At 55.9% G+C, this 16,187-nt stretch carries 11 protein-coding genes and 3 pseudogenes; 6 read left to right on the top strand and 8 right to left on the bottom strand.

The window, feature by feature from the left end; genetic code table 11:
• Window positions 1-382: 382 nt before the first annotated feature.
• The 3 genes from FFH21_RS19115 to FFH21_RS19105 all read left to right on the top strand — a co-directional run bounded on the left by FFH21_RS19115 (window position 383) and on the right by FFH21_RS19105 (window position 5,510).
• A complete protein-coding gene (locus FFH21_RS19115; protein ID WP_011169189.1) occupies window positions 383-1,738 on the top strand; it encodes a DUF1329 domain-containing protein in 1,356 nt (451 codons plus the stop codon).
• 232 nt (window positions 1,739-1,970) lie between these two features.
• Window positions 1,971-3,020, top strand: coding sequence for a YCF48-related protein (locus FFH21_RS19110; RefSeq protein WP_004665923.1), 1,050 nt, complete (start codon window positions 1,971-1,973; stop codon window positions 3,018-3,020).
• Window positions 3,021-3,047: 27 nt separating this feature from the next.
• Complete coding sequence (locus FFH21_RS19105; protein WP_011169188.1) at window positions 3,048-5,510, top strand: RND family transporter; 2,463 nt, start codon at window positions 3,048-3,050, stop codon at window positions 5,508-5,510.
• A gap of 107 nt (window positions 5,511-5,617) precedes the next feature.
• On the opposite strand, the gene FFH21_RS31150 is transcribed toward FFH21_RS19105, so the two are convergent.
• From FFH21_RS31150 to FFH21_RS19080, 4 genes and pseudogenes are all read right to left on the bottom strand, one after another.
• Window positions 5,618-6,058 carry a hypothetical protein gene (locus FFH21_RS31150; RefSeq protein ID WP_011169187.1) on the bottom strand — a complete coding sequence of 147 codons (441 nt, stop codon included), beginning with the start codon at window positions 6,056-6,058 and terminating at the stop codon, window positions 5,618-5,620.
• Window positions 6,055-6,495: a hypothetical protein gene (locus FFH21_RS19090; protein WP_004660793.1), complete on the bottom strand. Its 441-nt coding sequence runs from the start codon at window positions 6,493-6,495 to the stop codon at window positions 6,055-6,057. The genes FFH21_RS31150 and FFH21_RS19090 overlap by 4 nt, the downstream gene beginning before the upstream one ends.
• Before the next feature lie 38 nt (window positions 6,496-6,533).
• Window positions 6,534-6,888 (bottom strand): annotated as a pseudogene (locus tag FFH21_RS30645) (DUF6402 family protein); the annotation flags it as partial.
• The gene (locus FFH21_RS19080) at window positions 6,887-7,990 is read right to left on the bottom strand and encodes an IS5-like element ISPsy19 family transposase (protein ID WP_004663854.1); all 1,104 of its coding nucleotides are present in this window, start codon (window positions 7,988-7,990) and stop codon (window positions 6,887-6,889) included. The gene FFH21_RS19080 and the pseudogene FFH21_RS30645, both read right to left, overlap by 2 nt.
• A gap of 128 nt (window positions 7,991-8,118) precedes the next feature.
• Between FFH21_RS19080 and FFH21_RS19075 the strand changes: the two genes are divergently transcribed.
• Window positions 8,119-9,099, top strand: a complete 981-nt coding sequence (locus FFH21_RS19075; RefSeq protein ID WP_010207043.1) for an IS5-like element ISPsy2 family transposase — start codon at window positions 8,119-8,121, stop codon at window positions 9,097-9,099.
• Between the two features lie 141 nt (window positions 9,100-9,240).
• Here the strand turns inward: FFH21_RS19075 and FFH21_RS30030 are convergent.
• A pseudogene (locus tag FFH21_RS30030) lies at window positions 9,241-9,798 on the bottom strand (DUF6402 family protein); the annotation flags it as partial.
• A 113-nt stretch (window positions 9,799-9,911) separates the two neighbouring features.
• Here FFH21_RS30030 and FFH21_RS19065 point away from each other — a divergent pair.
• A complete protein-coding gene (locus FFH21_RS19065) occupies window positions 9,912-11,171 on the top strand; it encodes an IS256-like element ISPsy17 family transposase (protein ID WP_004666928.1) in 1,260 nt (419 codons plus the stop codon).
• Window positions 11,172-11,231: 60 nt separating this feature from the next.
• On the opposite strand, the pseudogene FFH21_RS19055 reads toward FFH21_RS19065, so the two are convergent.
• The 3 genes and pseudogenes from FFH21_RS19055 to FFH21_RS19045 form a co-directional block, all read right to left on the bottom strand.
• A pseudogene (locus FFH21_RS19055) lies at window positions 11,232-11,768 on the bottom strand (PAAR domain-containing protein); the annotation flags it as partial.
• Window positions 11,769-12,098: 330 nt separating this feature from the next.
• A complete protein-coding gene (locus FFH21_RS19050) occupies window positions 12,099-12,812 on the bottom strand; it encodes a FadR/GntR family transcriptional regulator (RefSeq protein WP_002554489.1) in 714 nt (237 codons plus the stop codon).
• A 93-nt stretch (window positions 12,813-12,905) separates the two neighbouring features.
• Entirely contained in the window at window positions 12,906-14,648 is a 1,743-nt protein-coding gene (locus FFH21_RS19045) for an IlvD/Edd family dehydratase (RefSeq protein WP_004665920.1), read from the bottom strand.
• A 214-nt stretch (window positions 14,649-14,862) separates the two neighbouring features.
• Between FFH21_RS19045 and FFH21_RS19040 the strand changes: the two genes are divergently transcribed.
• Window positions 14,863-16,176 (top strand): MFS transporter, encoded by a 1,314-nt coding sequence (locus tag FFH21_RS19040; protein WP_002554487.1) that lies wholly within the window; start codon window positions 14,863-14,865, stop codon window positions 16,174-16,176.
• Window positions 16,177-16,187 lie beyond the last annotated feature (11 nt).

The following is a 16,187-nucleotide window of genomic DNA, read 5'->3' as shown; positions in this document are numbered from 1 at the left end:
AATCAAACAGGCTGTGCTCGTGTTTTTAATTCTGGCGATACAGAAGGTCCGTTAATGAACTGATCTGTACCGGCTCTCTATGTTGATCTGTATGTTGACGCTTATTGGTATTCGCGTTGCATTACTGCGGACAACTCTGGGTGCCTGCTGTGTCGGTCATCTTGTAAAGTATCGTAAGTTTAGGAAGTTTCCTACAGACTCTTGCCTGACCTCCTCAGTGTTCGCGGGATCAATAATTACATTGACGGGTTCATCCGTTTAATAAGTCTTTATGAACGGGCGGTAAGTTTATTCGTCTCTCACGACACCTCGTATACATCGCAAATACTATCGGCCTGAGTTCGGACACTTGTCCCGGACAGGCCACGCAAGGAGAGCCCACATGCTCATGAAACAACTGCCGGGGTTCGCGCTGGCGATGCTGCTCGCGCTCAACACCAGTCTGGCAGCTGACGCTACGCTGCTCGGAAACCGCCTGACACCGCTGGGAGGCGAGGTGGCGGGTAACGCAGCAGGGACCATCCCGCCATGGCGCGGCGGAATCACTCGGCCTCCGCCTGGATACAAGGGCTCAGGTACGCGGCATGTCGACCCGTATGCCGCAGACAAGCCCTTGTTCACTATTACGCACGCCAATATGCAGCACTATCGCAGCTACCTGACACCTGGGCAGGTGGCGATGTTCGAAACCTGGCCTGATAGTTATCAGATGCCGATATACACCACCCGACGTTCCGGGTCGGCACCGCAATGGGTGTACGATAATACACGGCATAATGCACAAAACGCCCGGTTGATCGGTGGCGGTAACGGTTTTATCGATGCCTATGGCGGCATTCCATTTCCTTTTCCGGAAAAGGGTATTCAGGCTGTGTGGAATCATATTGCCCGCTATCGCGGTCATTACGTGGTGCGAGGGACTTCGGAGGTCGCCATACAGCGTGACGGCAGTTTCAAATTAAACACCTCGCGTCAGAAAGTGCTGTTCCGCTTTTATGACCCCGCGGGCAGTTTTGCCAGTCTGGATAATGTGCTGTTTTATTACCTGTCGTTTATCCAGTGCCCGACCCGCATGGCCGGTTCCGCCGTGCTGGTCCATGAAACACTTGATCAGGTGCAGGAGCCTCGGCAAGCATGGGCTTACAGTGCTGCGCAACGTCGGGTAAGACGGGCACCGAGTCTGGCTTACGATATGCCGATCCCGGCCTCCGAGGGGTTGCGTTCCGCAGATGATACCGACATGTTCAATGGTTCGCCGGACCGTTACGAGTGGACGTTGCTGGGCAAACGCGAAATTTATATTCCTTACAACAACTACCGGATATCCAGCCCTGATATTACCTACCGACAGTTATTGCAGGTCGGCCACCTCAACCCGGCTTATACACGCCATGAGTTGCATCGTGTATGGGTGGTGGAGGGCAGGCTCAAACCTACCGCGCGGCACGTCTACTCCCGGCGCACGCTGTACCTGGATGAAGACAGCTGGCAGGCCGCAGTTGTCGATCAATATGACGGCAGAGGGCAATTGTGGCGGGTCTCCATGGCGTACCTGAAAAACTATTACGAGCTACCGACCACCTGGTCTGCACTGGACGTTTTCCATGACTTGCAGGCACGCCGTTACCACGTACAGAACCTGGACAATCAGGAGCCCGGCACCAGTGATTTCTCCCAGCCTGTGCCCAGCGTAAATGCCTTCAAACCCGCCGCATTGCGTCGCCGGGGTATTCACTGACAGGCGTCTGGGGAAGCTGCGCGATTAACCATCGTGATGATCCATCAATCACATTCGTGCGCTTAACAAAAGATAACGACATGTCGATTGTCAGGCATTTGCAAAGCTGCCTAGGATGAACGGTCTTCCACACAGGTAAAGCCGGACGGCTGTGGACGTCCGGGTCAATACGAGTCGGTTGATACCCGCAGTCGATAGCAGCCACCTGATAATAATAAGAGCGGAGAAGTTCATGCGTGCCCCTTTCCATCGACGCATCCGGTTATACGCGGGCCTGCCCCTGGCGATTTTTACTTCATGTTCTTTTGCCGTCTCTGCAACGGCCGGGTCCGACTCTGCATCGACATCAGTCGCTGCTGCAGACAAGGCTGTTTATGCTGTCGAATCGGCCAGAGCCTCACGCGGTTTGTTGCTGGACGTCGCCCATGCCGGCGCACGGCTGGTCGTGGTGGGTGACCATGGGCATATTCTGTTCTCCGATGATCAAGGCAAGACCTGGAGCCAGGCTCGCGTGCCGACCCGCCAGCTGTTGACGGCTGTGTTTTTCGTGGATGAACAGCATGGCTGGGCGGTGGGTCATGACGCACAGATACTGGCCAGTAACGATGGTGGCAAGAGCTGGAGCAAGCAGTTCGAGGACTTGAAGCGCGAGGCGCCGCTGCTGGACATCTGGTTCAAGGACCTCGACACCGGTTTTGCCGTGGGCGCTTACGGTGCGCTGTTGAGCACCGTTGATGGCGGTCAGCATTGGGAAGATGTCAGCGAGCGGCTGGACAACGAAGACCAGTATCACCTGAACAGCATTGCTCAGGTCAAAGACGCAGGCCTGTTCATTGTCGGCGAGGCGGGCAGCATGTTTCGCTCAAGTGACCAGGGGCAGACCTGGGAGAAACTCGAAGGCCCCTATCAAGGCTCGCTATTCGGCGTGATCGGCACGGCTCAGCCTTCTACGCTGCTGGCTTATGGTTTGCGCGGCAATCTGTTTCGTTCCAGCGATTTTGGTGACAGCTGGCAGCCTATAGAACTGAAGGGCGCACGCGGCCCGGTCGAGTTCGGTCTGGCCAGCGCCACATTGCTGGCCGATGGTTCGCTGGTGCTGGTCGGTAACGGCGGTAGCGTCATGCGCAGCAATGATGATGGCGAAACGTTCGAGGTGTTCAATCGGCCCGATCGCATCTCGCTGGCCGGGGTCACCGGCAACCCTCAAGGCAATCTGATTCTGGTAGGACAAGGCGGCGTGCGCGTCACCTCGCCGACGGGCGCCGATACGACCCAACAATAAGACCTTTCAGGGCGGGGACATTCCGGCATGAGCACTGTTCAACACACGCAACACTCGGACGAAAAGGCAACCTTCCTTGAACGCCTGATTTTCAATCATCGCCCTGCGGTGATTATCCTTTGTCTGCTGGCGAGTATTTTTCTGTTCTGGCAGGCCACGCAGGTTCGGCCTTCCACCAGTTTCGAAAAAATGATCCCCCTGTCTCATCCGTTCATTCAGAACATGATGAAGCACCGCAACGATCTGGCGAACCTGGGCAATACCGTGCGCATCTCTGTCGAGGCGGTGGATGGCGATATTTTCTCCAAAGAGTACATGGAGACCCTGCGCCAGATCAGTGACGAGGTGTTTTACATTCCCGGTGTGGACCGCTCCGGTCTCAAATCGCTCTGGAGCCCCAGCGTGCGCTGGACCGAAGTGACGGAAGAGGGGTTTGCAGGGGGCGAAGTCATACCGCAGAGTTACAACGGCTCGGACGCCAGTCTGGATCAGTTACGCAACAACGTGCTCAAGTCCGGGCAGGTCGGGCGACTGGTCGCCAACGATTTCAGGTCGAGCATCATTGAGGTTCCGCTGCAGGAGTCTTACCCGGATCCGGCAGACCAGGGCACTTTGCTGGCGCTGGACTACCAGCAATTCTCTCATCAGCTTGAAGAGAAGATCCGCGACAAATACCAGGCACAAAACCCCCATATCAAGATTCATATCGTCGGTTTCGCCAAGAAAGTCGGCGACTTGATTGACGGTCTGTTCATGGTGGTGATGTTCTTTGGCATCGCGTTTCTGATCACTCTGGTATTGCTGATCTGGTTCACCCGTTGTATCCGCAGTACCGTGGCGGTTCTGAGCACCACGCTCATTGCGGTGATCTGGCAACTGGGGCTGATGCACGTCGTCGGCTTCGGTATTGACCCGTATTCGATGCTGGTGCCGTTTCTGATTTTTGCTATCGGCATCTCTCACGGCGTGCAGAAAATCAACGGTATCGCCCTGCAATCCAGCGAGGCCGAAAACGCTCTGACTGCTGCGCGTCGCACGTTTCGTCAGCTGTTTCTGCCGGGCATGATCGCCATTCTGGCTGATGCCGTCGGGTTCATCACGTTGCTGATCATCGACATCGGCGTGATCCGCGAACTGGCCATCGGCGCGTCCATAGGCGTTGCGGTGATCGTGTTCACCAATCTGATTCTGTTGCCCGTGGCCATTTCCTACGTGGGTATCAGCAAACGGGCGGTGAGCCGTAGCAAGCAGGATGCGGTCTGCGAGCATCCTTTTTGGCGACTGCTGTCGAACTTTGCCAGTGCCAAAGTCGCGCCGGTGTCGATTGTGTTGGCGTTGCTGGCCTTCGGTGGCGGGCTCTGGTACAGCCAGAACCTGAAGATCGGTGATCTGGACCAGGGCGCCCCTGAGCTGCGCCCCGACTCGCGCTATAACAAGGACAACGCGTTCATCATTAATCACTACTCGACCAGTTCCGATGTGCTGGTGGTCATGGTCAAGACAGCCCCCGAGGGCTGCTCGGCGTATTCGACTATGTCAGCGATCAACGAACTGGCCTGGAAGATGGAAAACACCCAAGGCGTGCAGTCAGCCATTTCGCTGGTGACCGTTTCCAAGCAGGTCATCAAGGGCATGAACGAGGGCAACCTGAAGTGGGAAAGCCTGTCGCGCAACAAAGACGTGCTGAACAACTCCATCGCCCGCGCTGATGGTTTGTACAACACCGACTGTTCCCTGGCCTCGCTACTGGTATTCCTCAACGACCATAAAGCCGAAACCCTGGACCGTGCCGTACATGCCGTCCAGGACTTCGCCAAAGGGAACGACACGCCGGACCTGCAGTTCCTGCTGGCCGCAGGCAATGCCGGGATCGAGGCCGCGACCAACGAGGTCATCAAGCAGTCCGAGCTGGTCATTCTGGTGCTGGTCTACCTCTGCGTGGCAGCCATGTGCATGATCACTTTCCGCTCATGGGCCGCGACCCTGTGCATCGTCCTGCCGCTGGTGCTGACCTCGGTGCTGGGCAACGCGCTGATGGCGTTCATGGGCATCGGCGTCAAGGTCGCGACCCTGCCGGTTGTGGCGCTGGGAGTGGGGATTGGTGTCGATTACGGCATCTACATCTACAGCCGCCTGGAAAGCTTCCTGCGCGCCGGTCTGCCGTTGCAGCAAGCCTATTACGAAACCCTGAAGTCCACCGGCAAGGCCGTGCTGTTTACTGGCCTTTGCCTGGCCATTGGTGTGTGCACCTGGATCTTCTCGGCAATCAAGTTTCAGGCCGACATGGGCCTAATGCTGACCTTCATGCTGCTGTGGAACATGTTCGGCGCACTGTGGCTGCTGCCCGCGCTGGCACGGTTTCTGATCAAGCCGGAGAAGATGGCGGGGAAAGTGGGCAATTCATTTTTCGCATTAAGGCTGTGGCGGCCTTTAACTCCGGGTCCTTTTAACTATCGTGCCAATGCTCCGGCGTTGGCATGCAGTTCGTGACGCTCTGCGTCATTAATTCGTATCGCGTCTCTTACTTGGGACAGGATGCAGAGCGTCCGGAGCGTTGGAACGATCATTTAAAAACGTCCAGCATCGTGATGCTCTCGTTATTGAGGGCTTACTGGAGTAGGGCGGTCACCCAGACAATCAGGGAGATTGGGGCCAATTGAGATCATTCCAGCCGATACCTCACCCGATCCGTCCCCCCAGTCCAGCGGTCCACTCGCTGACGCCAGATCGTAAACCTCTGTCTCTGAAATCAACTCGCCAGTGCGATGATCATAGAGCCGAAAAAACGCAGGGTACTCCCACCAGGGTAGCCACCTTCTTGGCACCTCACTATCTGGGTGTGGCATCGAATGAAACATCATCGGGAGAACCCAGAGTGGTTTGAACAGCTCCACTCCGTAACAGCCTCCAGGGCTTATGTCAGGCTCGCCAGAGCGTTCCGCTAACCCTTTTTCCAACCACTCGGAGGCAGTCCAGAGACTGCCTGCGATGGTTATGTAGGTCAGAAAAAATACCCAGCGTCCCGATGCCGCTTTCATTGAGGCTTTACGCGAGTAGGGCGATCACCCATGCAATCAGGGAGATTGGGGCCGATAGGGATCAGACCTGAATAAATGAAACCCGAGCCTTCTCCCCAGTCCATTCCCCATGCCCCGGATTCACGATCATAAATCTCTGTCTCTAAAATAAGTTTTCCATTTCGATGATCGTAAAGTTTGTAAAAACCGGGACTACCCCACCAAGGAAACCATTTTGGCGATCCAGCTCCGTTAAAGTCCGGTTGTGGGTGGAATATGTTAGGCAGCACCCAAAAGGGTTTGAAAGCTTCCAATCGATAGCAACCGCCGGGACTGATTAGTGGAGAACCTGATCTTTTGGCTAGCGCTTTTTCCCACCATTCGGAGGCCGCCCAGAGACTACCAGCTATAAAAATATATGTTAAAATAAACATTATTCGCTTCGGTGGTATTTTCAAGGACGCACACCTAGATCGATGGTTTGATCAAGTTTTTTTCACAGTATATCCGAATAAATGAAAAAATCTCCGCCGTTACTTACAGTGCTTCTGTATTCGCGGAAATGGCTATTTGTAATTGCAGCGAAAGGCCCGTCCTTCATCCTGATTATTAATTTTCCTTGTGGTGTCATGGCGATAACTGTCTCTGTTTTCGTCAGGGCACGATCCTCTGTCCATGTGCCCAGGTATTGCGATCCATTAAAGTCATAGTGGTCTCGAATATAAAATCCTATCTGATCTATATGAAAGTAATTATGTGCATTTTGTGTGGGGGGTATCTATCTTGCTAAAGGCTTTTCCCGTTACGCCTGTTTTTAATGTCGCCAACCCTAAGAGGGTGTAGACAAAATCATGTAGTGAGTCGGCGCGCGAGTATTCGAGCCTCGGCCAACCAAACCCATGCCTCGCTTACCGCAAAAAGGCGATCATGATGCATGATCAGTCGCCGAGCTCTCTCATTCCAGGCATGAGTTCGCTCCACTACCCATCGCTTGGGCATGACCACAAATCCAGTCTGAACAGGCTCCACGGAAAATAGATCGCCTTGTTCAGAGTGCCATTGCCCTGTTCTTCTGTTATTCGGGCCACGGATCACTTGAACATCGATAGCGTGCAGTTGATGGGTGCGCTGTGCCCATTTTCCTGCGTACGCACTATCAACAAAAAGCGTGCTCAGTGACGGATATTTTTCCTTCGAGTACGCCACCGCATCATCCGCCGCGTCACGATCCTGCACGCTTGCAGCACTGATACTGACAGCCAGCAGCAGGCCCAATGTATCGACAATCAGACTTCGTTTACGCCCCTTCACTTTTTTGCCTGCGTCGTAGCCGCTGTCACCGCCTTGAGGAGAACTGCGGGTCGACTGTGAATCCAGGATCGCTGCTGACGGGCTGTCAGCGCGTTCTTCCCGCTCACGCCATTGAGCTCGCAAGCGATCATGCATTTGCTCGAACTTGCCTTGAGCGCTCCACCGGCGGAACGTTTTGTAGACATTGTCCCAATGAGGAAAATCGCGGGGTAGCATTCGCCATGAGCACCCCGTGCGTACGACATAGCAACAGGCTTCCAGCAACGTGCGCCGAGAGTGAAGCGGTGGCACTCCTCGTCCGCCCTGGCTTTCAAACAGGTCGGCGACCAGTGCCCACTCGGTATCTGTCAAGCAACTCGGATATAGCTGCTCCGGCAGTTGGCGGCGGTGGGTTTCATTGTAGCCATAGGCTTTATTAGGTTCAGGTGACTGAAAACTTCCCTTGGCCCGCTGCTTTACACGCGTAATCCCTGCCATTTTCAACGCTTTTGCAAAGGTGTCGGGATGCGCAGTGATACCGGTTTCGGCGAAGAATACGAGCGCCAATTCGGCCTGGCTGGAATAGGGCTGTGCATGAGCGAGTTTCACCAGCACGGGATAGTGCTCGGCGGCAATCGAGCGAGGACGTCCGGTTTTAGGCATGGCTTGAGGGCTATTCAGACAAGGGAGTGAAAGTTTAATTTATTTTGTCTACACCCTCTAAGGAAACTCTGAAAAAGACTTCCTAATTTGGCAAAATCTCCGGACACCAGTCGCCGAGCTTTTCGATGATGAAACAGATGACCTTCGCCGACGCCGAGTATGCCGGCAAGCGCAAGCAGACCCGTAAGGAATTGTTCCTGATCGAGATGGATCAGGTGGTGCCCTGGAAAGGTTTGATTGCCCTGATTGAGCCCTATTATCCAAAAGGAGAAGGTGGCCGGCCCGCCTACCCACTGATGGCGATGCTGCGTGTTCATCTGATGCAGAACTGGTTCGGCTACAGCGATCCGGCGATGGAAGAAGCGCTGTATGAGACGACTATCCTGCGTCAGTTTTCAGGCCTGAGCCTGGAGCGAATTCCAGACGAAACCACCATTCTCAACTTCCGTCGTCTGCTGGAAAAGCACGAGTTGGCGACCGGGATTCTCGGCGTAATTAATGGTTATCTGGGCGACCGTGGCTTGTCGTTGCGTCAAGGCACCATCGTCGATGCCACGCTGATTCACGCACCCAGTTCGACCAAGAACAAGGATGGCAAACGCGATCCTGAGATGCATCAAACCAAGAAAGGTAACCAGTACTATTTCGGCGCTAAGGCTCACATCGGCGCCGACGACGAGTCAGGCCTGGTGCACAGCGTGGTAGTAACAGCGGCCAATGTGGCAGACGTCACGCAGGTTGCCAAACTGCTGCACGGCGAGGAAAACGTAGTCTGCGCCGACGCAGGTTACACCGGGGTCGAGAAGCGCGAAGAACACGCTGGGCGCAAGGTCATTTGGCAGATTGCCGCCCGCCACAGCACTTACAAAAAGCACGGAAAACGCAGTATTTTGTACAAGGCGATCCGCAAAATCGAGAAGGCCAAGGCCCAGGTTCGCGCCAAGGTCGAGCATCCGTTTCGGGTCATCAAACGCCAGTTTGGCTATGAAAAAGTGCGCTTTCGGGGCTTGGCCAAGAACACCGCGCAGATGGTGACGTTGTTCGCCCTGTCAAACCTGTGGATGGCCCGTCGACATTTGTTGGCGAGCGCAGGAGAGGTGCGCGTGTAATGCAGGAAATGGTTACCGCAAAAGGCTTTGCAGCGGCCGAAAGAGCTAAAAAGCGAAGATAATTGAGCAAATTTCGACATGCATCGTTTTTTGAAAAGTGCTGAGGATTCGGTAGCCGGAAAACATCCGGCTACTTCAGACCTTCCCTAATGCACCGTACATGTCGTCTAATGTATTCCATGCGCTACCGAATCTTATGAAGTTTACTTGAGATAAGGAGTCCATCTGCAATGCGGTCATGGTTGTTGATCCTAGTTGAAATACCCCCGTGCCTCTCCAGCCCGCATTTTCAAGCAGCTTGTTCAAACGAGCTATGGCGTTGACCGTAGTCAGAAGCAACTCAGCCTCCTCAACAGCCTGCCTGCATCGCTCAAACTGCATTGCCCATTCCATCTTCACGATGCTTTCATCGCACTGCGCGGGAGACAGGCTCATTGGGTCAGGCTGTGTTTCCTGCACCTTCCACTCCTCCGGCATCTCCCACGCGGGACTGTCAAACCATCGCTGCATCAGCGCCGCTGCCGTGTTCCAACCCATGTTGCGCATGGCTCCGGGTATGCGGGAGAGGGCCAGGCTTTGGATGATGACTTCTTTGGCCGGGGTGTCTGTCGGGGCGTAGGTGTGTGAGGCTCCTTGGGGCAAGGCGAAGTAAGTGTCGGGCCCCAAGGCGTTGGTACGCTGGAAATCGTTCAGAGACATTGAGGTTACTCCATGACCGGCCAAGGGGCGGTGGTTGCGAGTTGCAGTGCGATGACAGCCGAGACTGTCAGAAATTTTGTGTTCGGGCATAACATGTAGCTAGAGGTGCATGTATGCCGACCAAAAAGAAGTCCGCCAATGCAACAGCGAGGGAGTTGCCCTCGATTCCCCAAGAGCTGATCGAGCAGTTTGTTAAAGGCCCGATGAGCGCCGAAGCCATTCAAGACGCGTCCATGGCGTTCAAGAAGGCTCTGATCGAGCGTGCGCTAGGCGCCGAGCTGGGTCACCACCTTGGTTATCCTCAGGGCGCGGAGCGCCCTGAGGAGTCGACCAATCAGCGCAATGGCAAAAGCAGCAAGACGGTTCTGACCGACGACGGGCCGCTTCGCCTGGATATCCCCAGAGACCGCGATGGTAGCTTCGCCCCGATCCTGATTCCCAAGCACGAACGCCGTTTTACAGGCTTCGACGACAAGATAATTGCCATGTACGCCCGGGGCATGACGGTGCGTGAGATCCGCGCTTTTCTATCTGAGCAGTATGGAACTGACGTGTCCCATGACTTCATCAGCTCAGTCACCGATGCGGTCATGGAAGAGGTGGGCGCTTGGCAGCAACGACCCTTGGAACCGATGTATCCGGTGATCTTCTTCGATGCGTTACGGGTCAAAATCCGGGACGAGGGGTTAGTGTGCAACAAGGCTATTTATCTGGCGCTGGGGGTATTACCTGATGGCACGCGCGACATTCTGGGTATATGGATCGAGAGCACCGAGGGTGCCAAGTTTTGGATGAAGGTGTTCAACGACCTCAAGACTCGTGGCGTTGAAGATGTTCTGATCGCCGTCACGGATGGCCTCAAAGGAATACCGGAGGCGTTGGGGGCGGTTTTTCCTGCCACGACGCTGCAAACCTGCATCGTGCATCTGATCCGCAACAGCTTGGACTATGCCGCTTGGGATAAACGTCGGGCACTGGCCAAAGCACTCAAGCCGATCTACCAGGCGATCAATGCCGATGTGGCTGAGCAAGAGCTTAACGCCTTTGAAGCGGGCCCCTGGGGCAAGCAGTATCCGACTGTAGTTGCTGCATGGCGTCGCGCCTGGGATCGGGTTATACCGTTTTTTGTTTTTCCGGCGGGCATTCGCAAAGTGGTTTACACGACCAATGCCATCGAGAGCATCAATGCCCAGTTACGCAAGATCATCAAGACTCGAGGGCACTTCCCGACCGATGAGGCTGCGACGAAACTGATATGGCTTGGGTTGCGCAACATCACCGCCAACTGGGGTCATGCGGCACACGACTGGAAAGTGGCAATGAATCAATTTGCGATCCTGTACGGAGACCGATTTACCAGACCGAGCTGGTAAAACAAGGGCCTGCCTGACGGCAGGCCCTAACCAGCCCGAACACAAAAAAACTGATACTCCCACAGCCGGGCTTTTATGGCTGCGGCTGTAGCCTTGCAGGTCAAGCGCGCCAACGCAGGTGCAGCGTTGGTCTTGCATCACCACATAGCCCAGATGACCCAGGCTGGAACGCTTTTGATTGAACAGACGAAAACGTTCGTCGCACATGATTGACTCTCGCTGGCCCACCAGCGAATTAACTGAATGCACAACCCGATCCACCACACTTTCGCTGGCCGCCTCCTGATCATTACCAACCGAATGATCGGGCGCAGACTGCACAACACTCGACTGCCTCTCAACCCGAAAGAAACTTTGTTGCCTGGATATCAACCGAGCCCCGCAACTGGTCAGGTCGCCTTCCAGTGCGATGATGTTTCCTTCGATATGAAAGTTGTTTTCTTCTCCGATGATTTTGCTGGCACCATGCAGTGGGCAGATGACGTCACAGCCCCTGTGCGCCACGGGGAAACCATTGATGCGCTTTGTTTGATCGCCGTTGATAACAGACCCTCCGTGGTCTGTTGTATCGCCCTGAACGATAGCCAGAAGTTTCATGCAATGCTCCTTGCACACTTTTTTATCAGCTGCACGAGTCTCTGACGTCTGATAGGTTTAATCGACGTTTATGAACAGGCGCAGCGTTTTAATTAATAGGCAGGGAGAGATATCATTACCTTGTGTTTTCGGAAATGGCGGAGCGTCATTTGCGATAATTAAGGACTGAGCTTACGCTGGGCTTATAACGCTCTTACAAATAGTCTGGATATTTCCCACAGAAATAGAACATTCAGAGGCGGGTACCAGCAATAAGGAGGATTCGCCCTATTTGATCAATAAACACGGCGAATACACAGGCTCAACGAGTTATCGACTCGGTCGAGCCAATCAACCGCCACCCAGCACCACACTCAGCGCATTGCGCGCATCGTCCAGTTGCACCAGCGAAGCGTGGCGTGCGCCCAGTGCGTCGCGGTTCTGGATGGCGGTGAGGATGGCTTTGTGGCGGGGCATGGCCAGTTCGTGCAGGTTGGGGCGTTTGTTGGAATATTTGAGCGCTTCACGCAACGCCAGCGACAGCATGTTGCACAAGTGCGCCAGCAAGTCGTTATGGGTGGCATCGGCTATGCGGCTGTGGAAGTCGAGATCGGGTTGCAGCAGGTCTTCCGGGGTCGGTGCGGCCTCCATGCGCAGGTAGGCTTCGTGAATCGACTCGATTTCTGCGTCCGTGGCATGTTGCGCAGCCAGTGCTGCAACAGCCGGTTCGATGACTGCGCGCACACTGGTCAGCAGGTTGAAGAATTCATTCTGCGGCGAACTTTGCATCACCCAGTGCAGCACATCCGGGTCCAGCAGGTGCCATTCGCGTCGGGCCTTGACCACCGTGCCGACACGCGGTCGCGAGTAGACCAGCCCCTTGGCGACCAGAACCCGTGTGGCTTCGCGCAGTACCGGGCGGCTGACGGCGTACTCTTCACAGAGCAGCGCTTCGGCAGGCAGCTTTTCGTCAGGCTTGAAACGGCCGGATACGATTTGCATGCCCAGTTCCTGGACAATGCGCGCGTGCATGCTTTTTCGGTCGGAAGGCTTTCGATAATCCATGAGAGCGCAATTGGGTCCTGGCAGTGATTGCTGGGCATCATACCATCGCACAACAGTGACGGCGGTCGCCAGAACAAGGGACCGCCGCTTCTTTTAGTGCGAGTGGCGAGGCACTTCTGAACCTCTGCAACCGACCAGAAAGTCGAAGTCACAGCCTTGATCCGCCTGCATCACACGGTCCACATACAGTTGGCGATAGCCACCGAGTAACAGCTGCTGCGGTGCCTGCCAATCGGCGAGGCGTGCGGCCAGTTCGGCTTCCGGGATGTCCAGATGCAGACGTCCGCCAGCGCAGTCCAGCTCGATCCAGTCACCTTCCTTGACCACCGCCAGCGGACCGCCGGCTGCGGCTTCCGGTGCCACATGCAAAACCACTGTGCCGTAGGCCGTGCCGCTCATACGTGCATCGGAAATACGCACCATGTCAGTCACGCCCTGCGCCAGCAGCTTGGCCGGAAGGCCCATGTTGCCGACCTCGGCCATGCCGGGATAACCCTTGGGGCCACAGTTCTTGAGGACCATGACCGACGTGGCGTCGATGTCCAGATCCGGATCGTTGATCCGCGCCTTGTACATTTCAAGGTTCTCGAACACCACCGCCCGGCCCCGATGCTGCATCAGTGCTGGCGTGGCGGCAGACGGTTTGAGCACTGCGCCGAGGGGGGCGAGGTTGCCGCGCAATACGCAGATACCGCCATCGGCGCGAATCGGATTGTCCAGCGCACGGATTACTTGGTCCTCGCCATAGATCGGTGAATTGCAGGTGTTTTCGCCGATGCTTTTACCATTGACCGTAAGTGCGTCCGGGTTGGGCAGCAAATTGGCTTCGTTCATGCGCCGCAGCACGGCAGGCAGGCCACCGGCGTAGTAAAACTCTTCCATCAGGAAGCGCCCTGAGGGTTGCAGGTCGACGATGGTCGGCATACCGCGGCCCATGCGCGACCAGTCGTCCAGGTCCAGGTCGACGCCGATGCGCCCGGCAATCGCCTTCAGGTGAATAACGGCGTTGGTTGAACCGCCGATGGCCGCATTGACCCGGATGGCGTTTTCGAATGCGGCCTTGGTGAGAATCTTTGACAGGCGCAGGTCTTCACGAACCATGTCCACTGCACGCATGCCGGACATGTGGGCCAGCACGTAACGCCGCGAATCCACTGCAGGAATGGCGGCGTTGTGTGGCAATGAAGTGCCCAGCGCTTCGGCCATGCAGGCCATGGTCGAGGCCGTGCCCATTGTGTTGCAGGTGCCTGCCGAGCGAGACATGCCGGCTTCGGCAGAGAGAAACTCATCGAGGCTGATGGTCCCGGCCTTGTAGGACTCATGCATCTGCCAGACGATGGTGCCGGCACCGATGTCCTTGCCCTGATGCTTGCCGTTGAGCATCGGTCCGCCCGTCACGACGATGGCGGGGATGTCGCAACTGGCGGCACCCATCAGCAGGGCAGGCGTGGTTTTGTCACAGCCAGTCAGCAGCACGACGCCATCGATGGGGTTGCCGCGAATCGCTTCTTCAACGTCCATGCTCGCCAGGTTGCGAGTGAACATTGCGGTAGGGCGCAGGTTGGATTCGCCGTTGGAAAACACCGGAAACTCGACCGGCCAGCCGCCTGCTTCGATCACGCCACGTTTGACGTGTTCGGCGATCTGCCGGAAATGCGCGTTGCAGGGGGTCAACTCCGACCAGGTATTGCAAATGCCGATGATCGGTTTGCCCTGGAACTGATGGTCGGCAATACCCTGATTCTTCATCCAGCTACGGTACATGAAGCCATTCTTGTCAGCGGTGCCAAACCACTGGGCAGAACGGAGGGTCGGTTTTTTATCGGAGTCAGACATGATCGGCTCTCTTATTGTAAAACTTAATGGCGATGCTGCTGGCTAAGGTAAGCCTAAAAAACGCGTATTGGAAGAGTTGTCAGTTCAAATAGTATTACTATATAGTCAATCGTAGACGAGGGATCATCCTGGCATATGTGCAGCTTCATTCGGCACCCAGGCACAGAGGTGATCCCCGCAGGTTCCATAACAAAAACAATGGGAGACCGCCTACATGAGCCAGGAACTGCGGCTTATACGCCGCATTACGTTCAAACTGATTCCATTTCTTATCCTGCTTTACCTGATCGCTTATGTGGACCGCTCTGCCGTGGGCTTTGCCAAGCTGCACATGGGCGCCGACATCGGTATCGGCGACGCGGCCTACGGGCTGGGTGCCGGGCTGTTTTTCATCGGCTACTTCCTGTTTGAAATCCCCAGCAACCTGATGCTCGAGCGTTTTGGCGCACGCCGCTGGTTCGCACGAATCATGATCACCTGGGGCGCAATCACCATCGGCATGGCCTTCGTACAAGGGCCACACAGCTTCTATGTGATGCGTTTTCTGCTCGGTGCTGCCGAGGCGGGCTTCTTTCCCGGTGTGCTGTACTACATCACCCAGTGGTTTCCGGTGCGCCATCGCGGCAAGATCCTTGGCCTTTTCATCCTCTCGCAACCCATCGCCATGATGATCACCGGGCCGGTGTCCGGTGGTTTGCTGGGCATGGACGGCATACTCGGCCTGCATGGCTGGCAATGGCTGTTCATCGTCATCGGCACGCCAGCGATTCTGCTGACCTGGCCGGTGCTGCGCTGGTTGCCGGACGGTCCGCAACAGGTCAAATGGATGGACCAGACCGAGAAAGACTGGCTGACCGGTGAGCTGAAAAAGGACCTGGAAGAATACGGCCAGACCCGCCACGGCAATCCGTTGCACGCCTTGAAAGACAAGCGTGTGTTGCTTCTCGCGCTGTTCTATCTGCCAGTGACCTTAAGTATCTACGGTCTGGGCCTGTGGCTGCCGACGCTGATCAAACAGTTCGGTGGCAGTGATCTGACCACCGGCTTTGTGTCTTCGGTGCCGTACATTTTCGGCATCATTGGCCTGCTGATCGTGCCGCGCAGTTCCGACCGTCTCAACGACCGTTACGGGCATCTGGCCGTGCTGTATGTGTTGGGGGCCATCGGCCTGTTCTGCAGTGCCTGGCTGACCCTGCCGGTGGCGCAGCTGGCTGCACTGTGCGTCGTGGCGTTTGCGCTGTTCTCCTGCACGGCGGTGTTCTGGACATTGCCAGGGCGGTTCTTTGCCGGTGCCAGTGCCGCAGCCGGTATCGCGCTGATCAATTCGGTCGGCAACCTGGGCGGCTACATCGGGCCGTTCGTGATCGGTGCGTTGAAGGAAATCACCGGCAGCCTGGCATCGGGCCTCTATTTTCTGTCGGGCGTCATGGTCTTCGGGCTGCTGCTGACCGGCATCGTCTATCACGTGCTGGAGCGCAAGCATGTGCTGCCAGTGTCCGACTTCGCGGCGAGTGCCAAGGCGAGATAGGTTTTCAGCGG

The sequence above is a fragment of the Pseudomonas sp. KBS0707 genome (assembly GCF_005937945.2).
Classification (GTDB): domain Bacteria; phylum Pseudomonadota; class Gammaproteobacteria; order Pseudomonadales; family Pseudomonadaceae; genus Aquipseudomonas; species Aquipseudomonas amygdali.
The sequence above is the reverse complement of the archived record's forward strand: the minus strand, read 5'-3'. Positions and strand labels throughout refer to the sequence as shown.

Coding starts and splice junctions, on each gene's coding strand:
- FFH21_RS19115 (WP_011169189.1), top strand. CDS start 383: ATGCTCATGAAACAACTGCCGGGGTTCGCGCTGGCGATGCTGCTCGCG.
- FFH21_RS19110 (WP_004665923.1), top strand. CDS start 1,971: ATGCGTGCCCCTTTCCATCGACGCATCCGGTTATACGCGGGCCTGCCC.
- FFH21_RS19105 (WP_011169188.1), top strand. CDS start 3,048: ATGAGCACTGTTCAACACACGCAACACTCGGACGAAAAGGCAACCTTC.
- FFH21_RS31150 (WP_011169187.1), bottom strand. CDS start 6,058: ATGAAAGCGGCATCGGGACGCTGGGTATTTTTTCTGACCTACATAACC.
- FFH21_RS19080 (WP_004663854.1), bottom strand. CDS start 7,990: ATGCCTAAAACCGGACGTCCTCGCTCGATTGCCGCCGAGCACTATCCC.
- FFH21_RS19075 (WP_010207043.1), top strand. CDS start 8,119: ATGAAACAGATGACCTTCGCCGACGCCGAGTATGCCGGCAAGCGCAAG.
- FFH21_RS19065 (WP_004666928.1), top strand. CDS start 9,912: ATGCCGACCAAAAAGAAGTCCGCCAATGCAACAGCGAGGGAGTTGCCC.
- FFH21_RS19050 (WP_002554489.1), bottom strand. CDS start 12,812: ATGGATTATCGAAAGCCTTCCGACCGAAAAAGCATGCACGCGCGCATT.
- FFH21_RS19045 (WP_004665920.1), bottom strand. CDS start 14,648: ATGTCTGACTCCGATAAAAAACCGACCCTCCGTTCTGCCCAGTGGTTT.
- FFH21_RS19040 (WP_002554487.1), top strand. CDS start 14,863: ATGAGCCAGGAACTGCGGCTTATACGCCGCATTACGTTCAAACTGATT.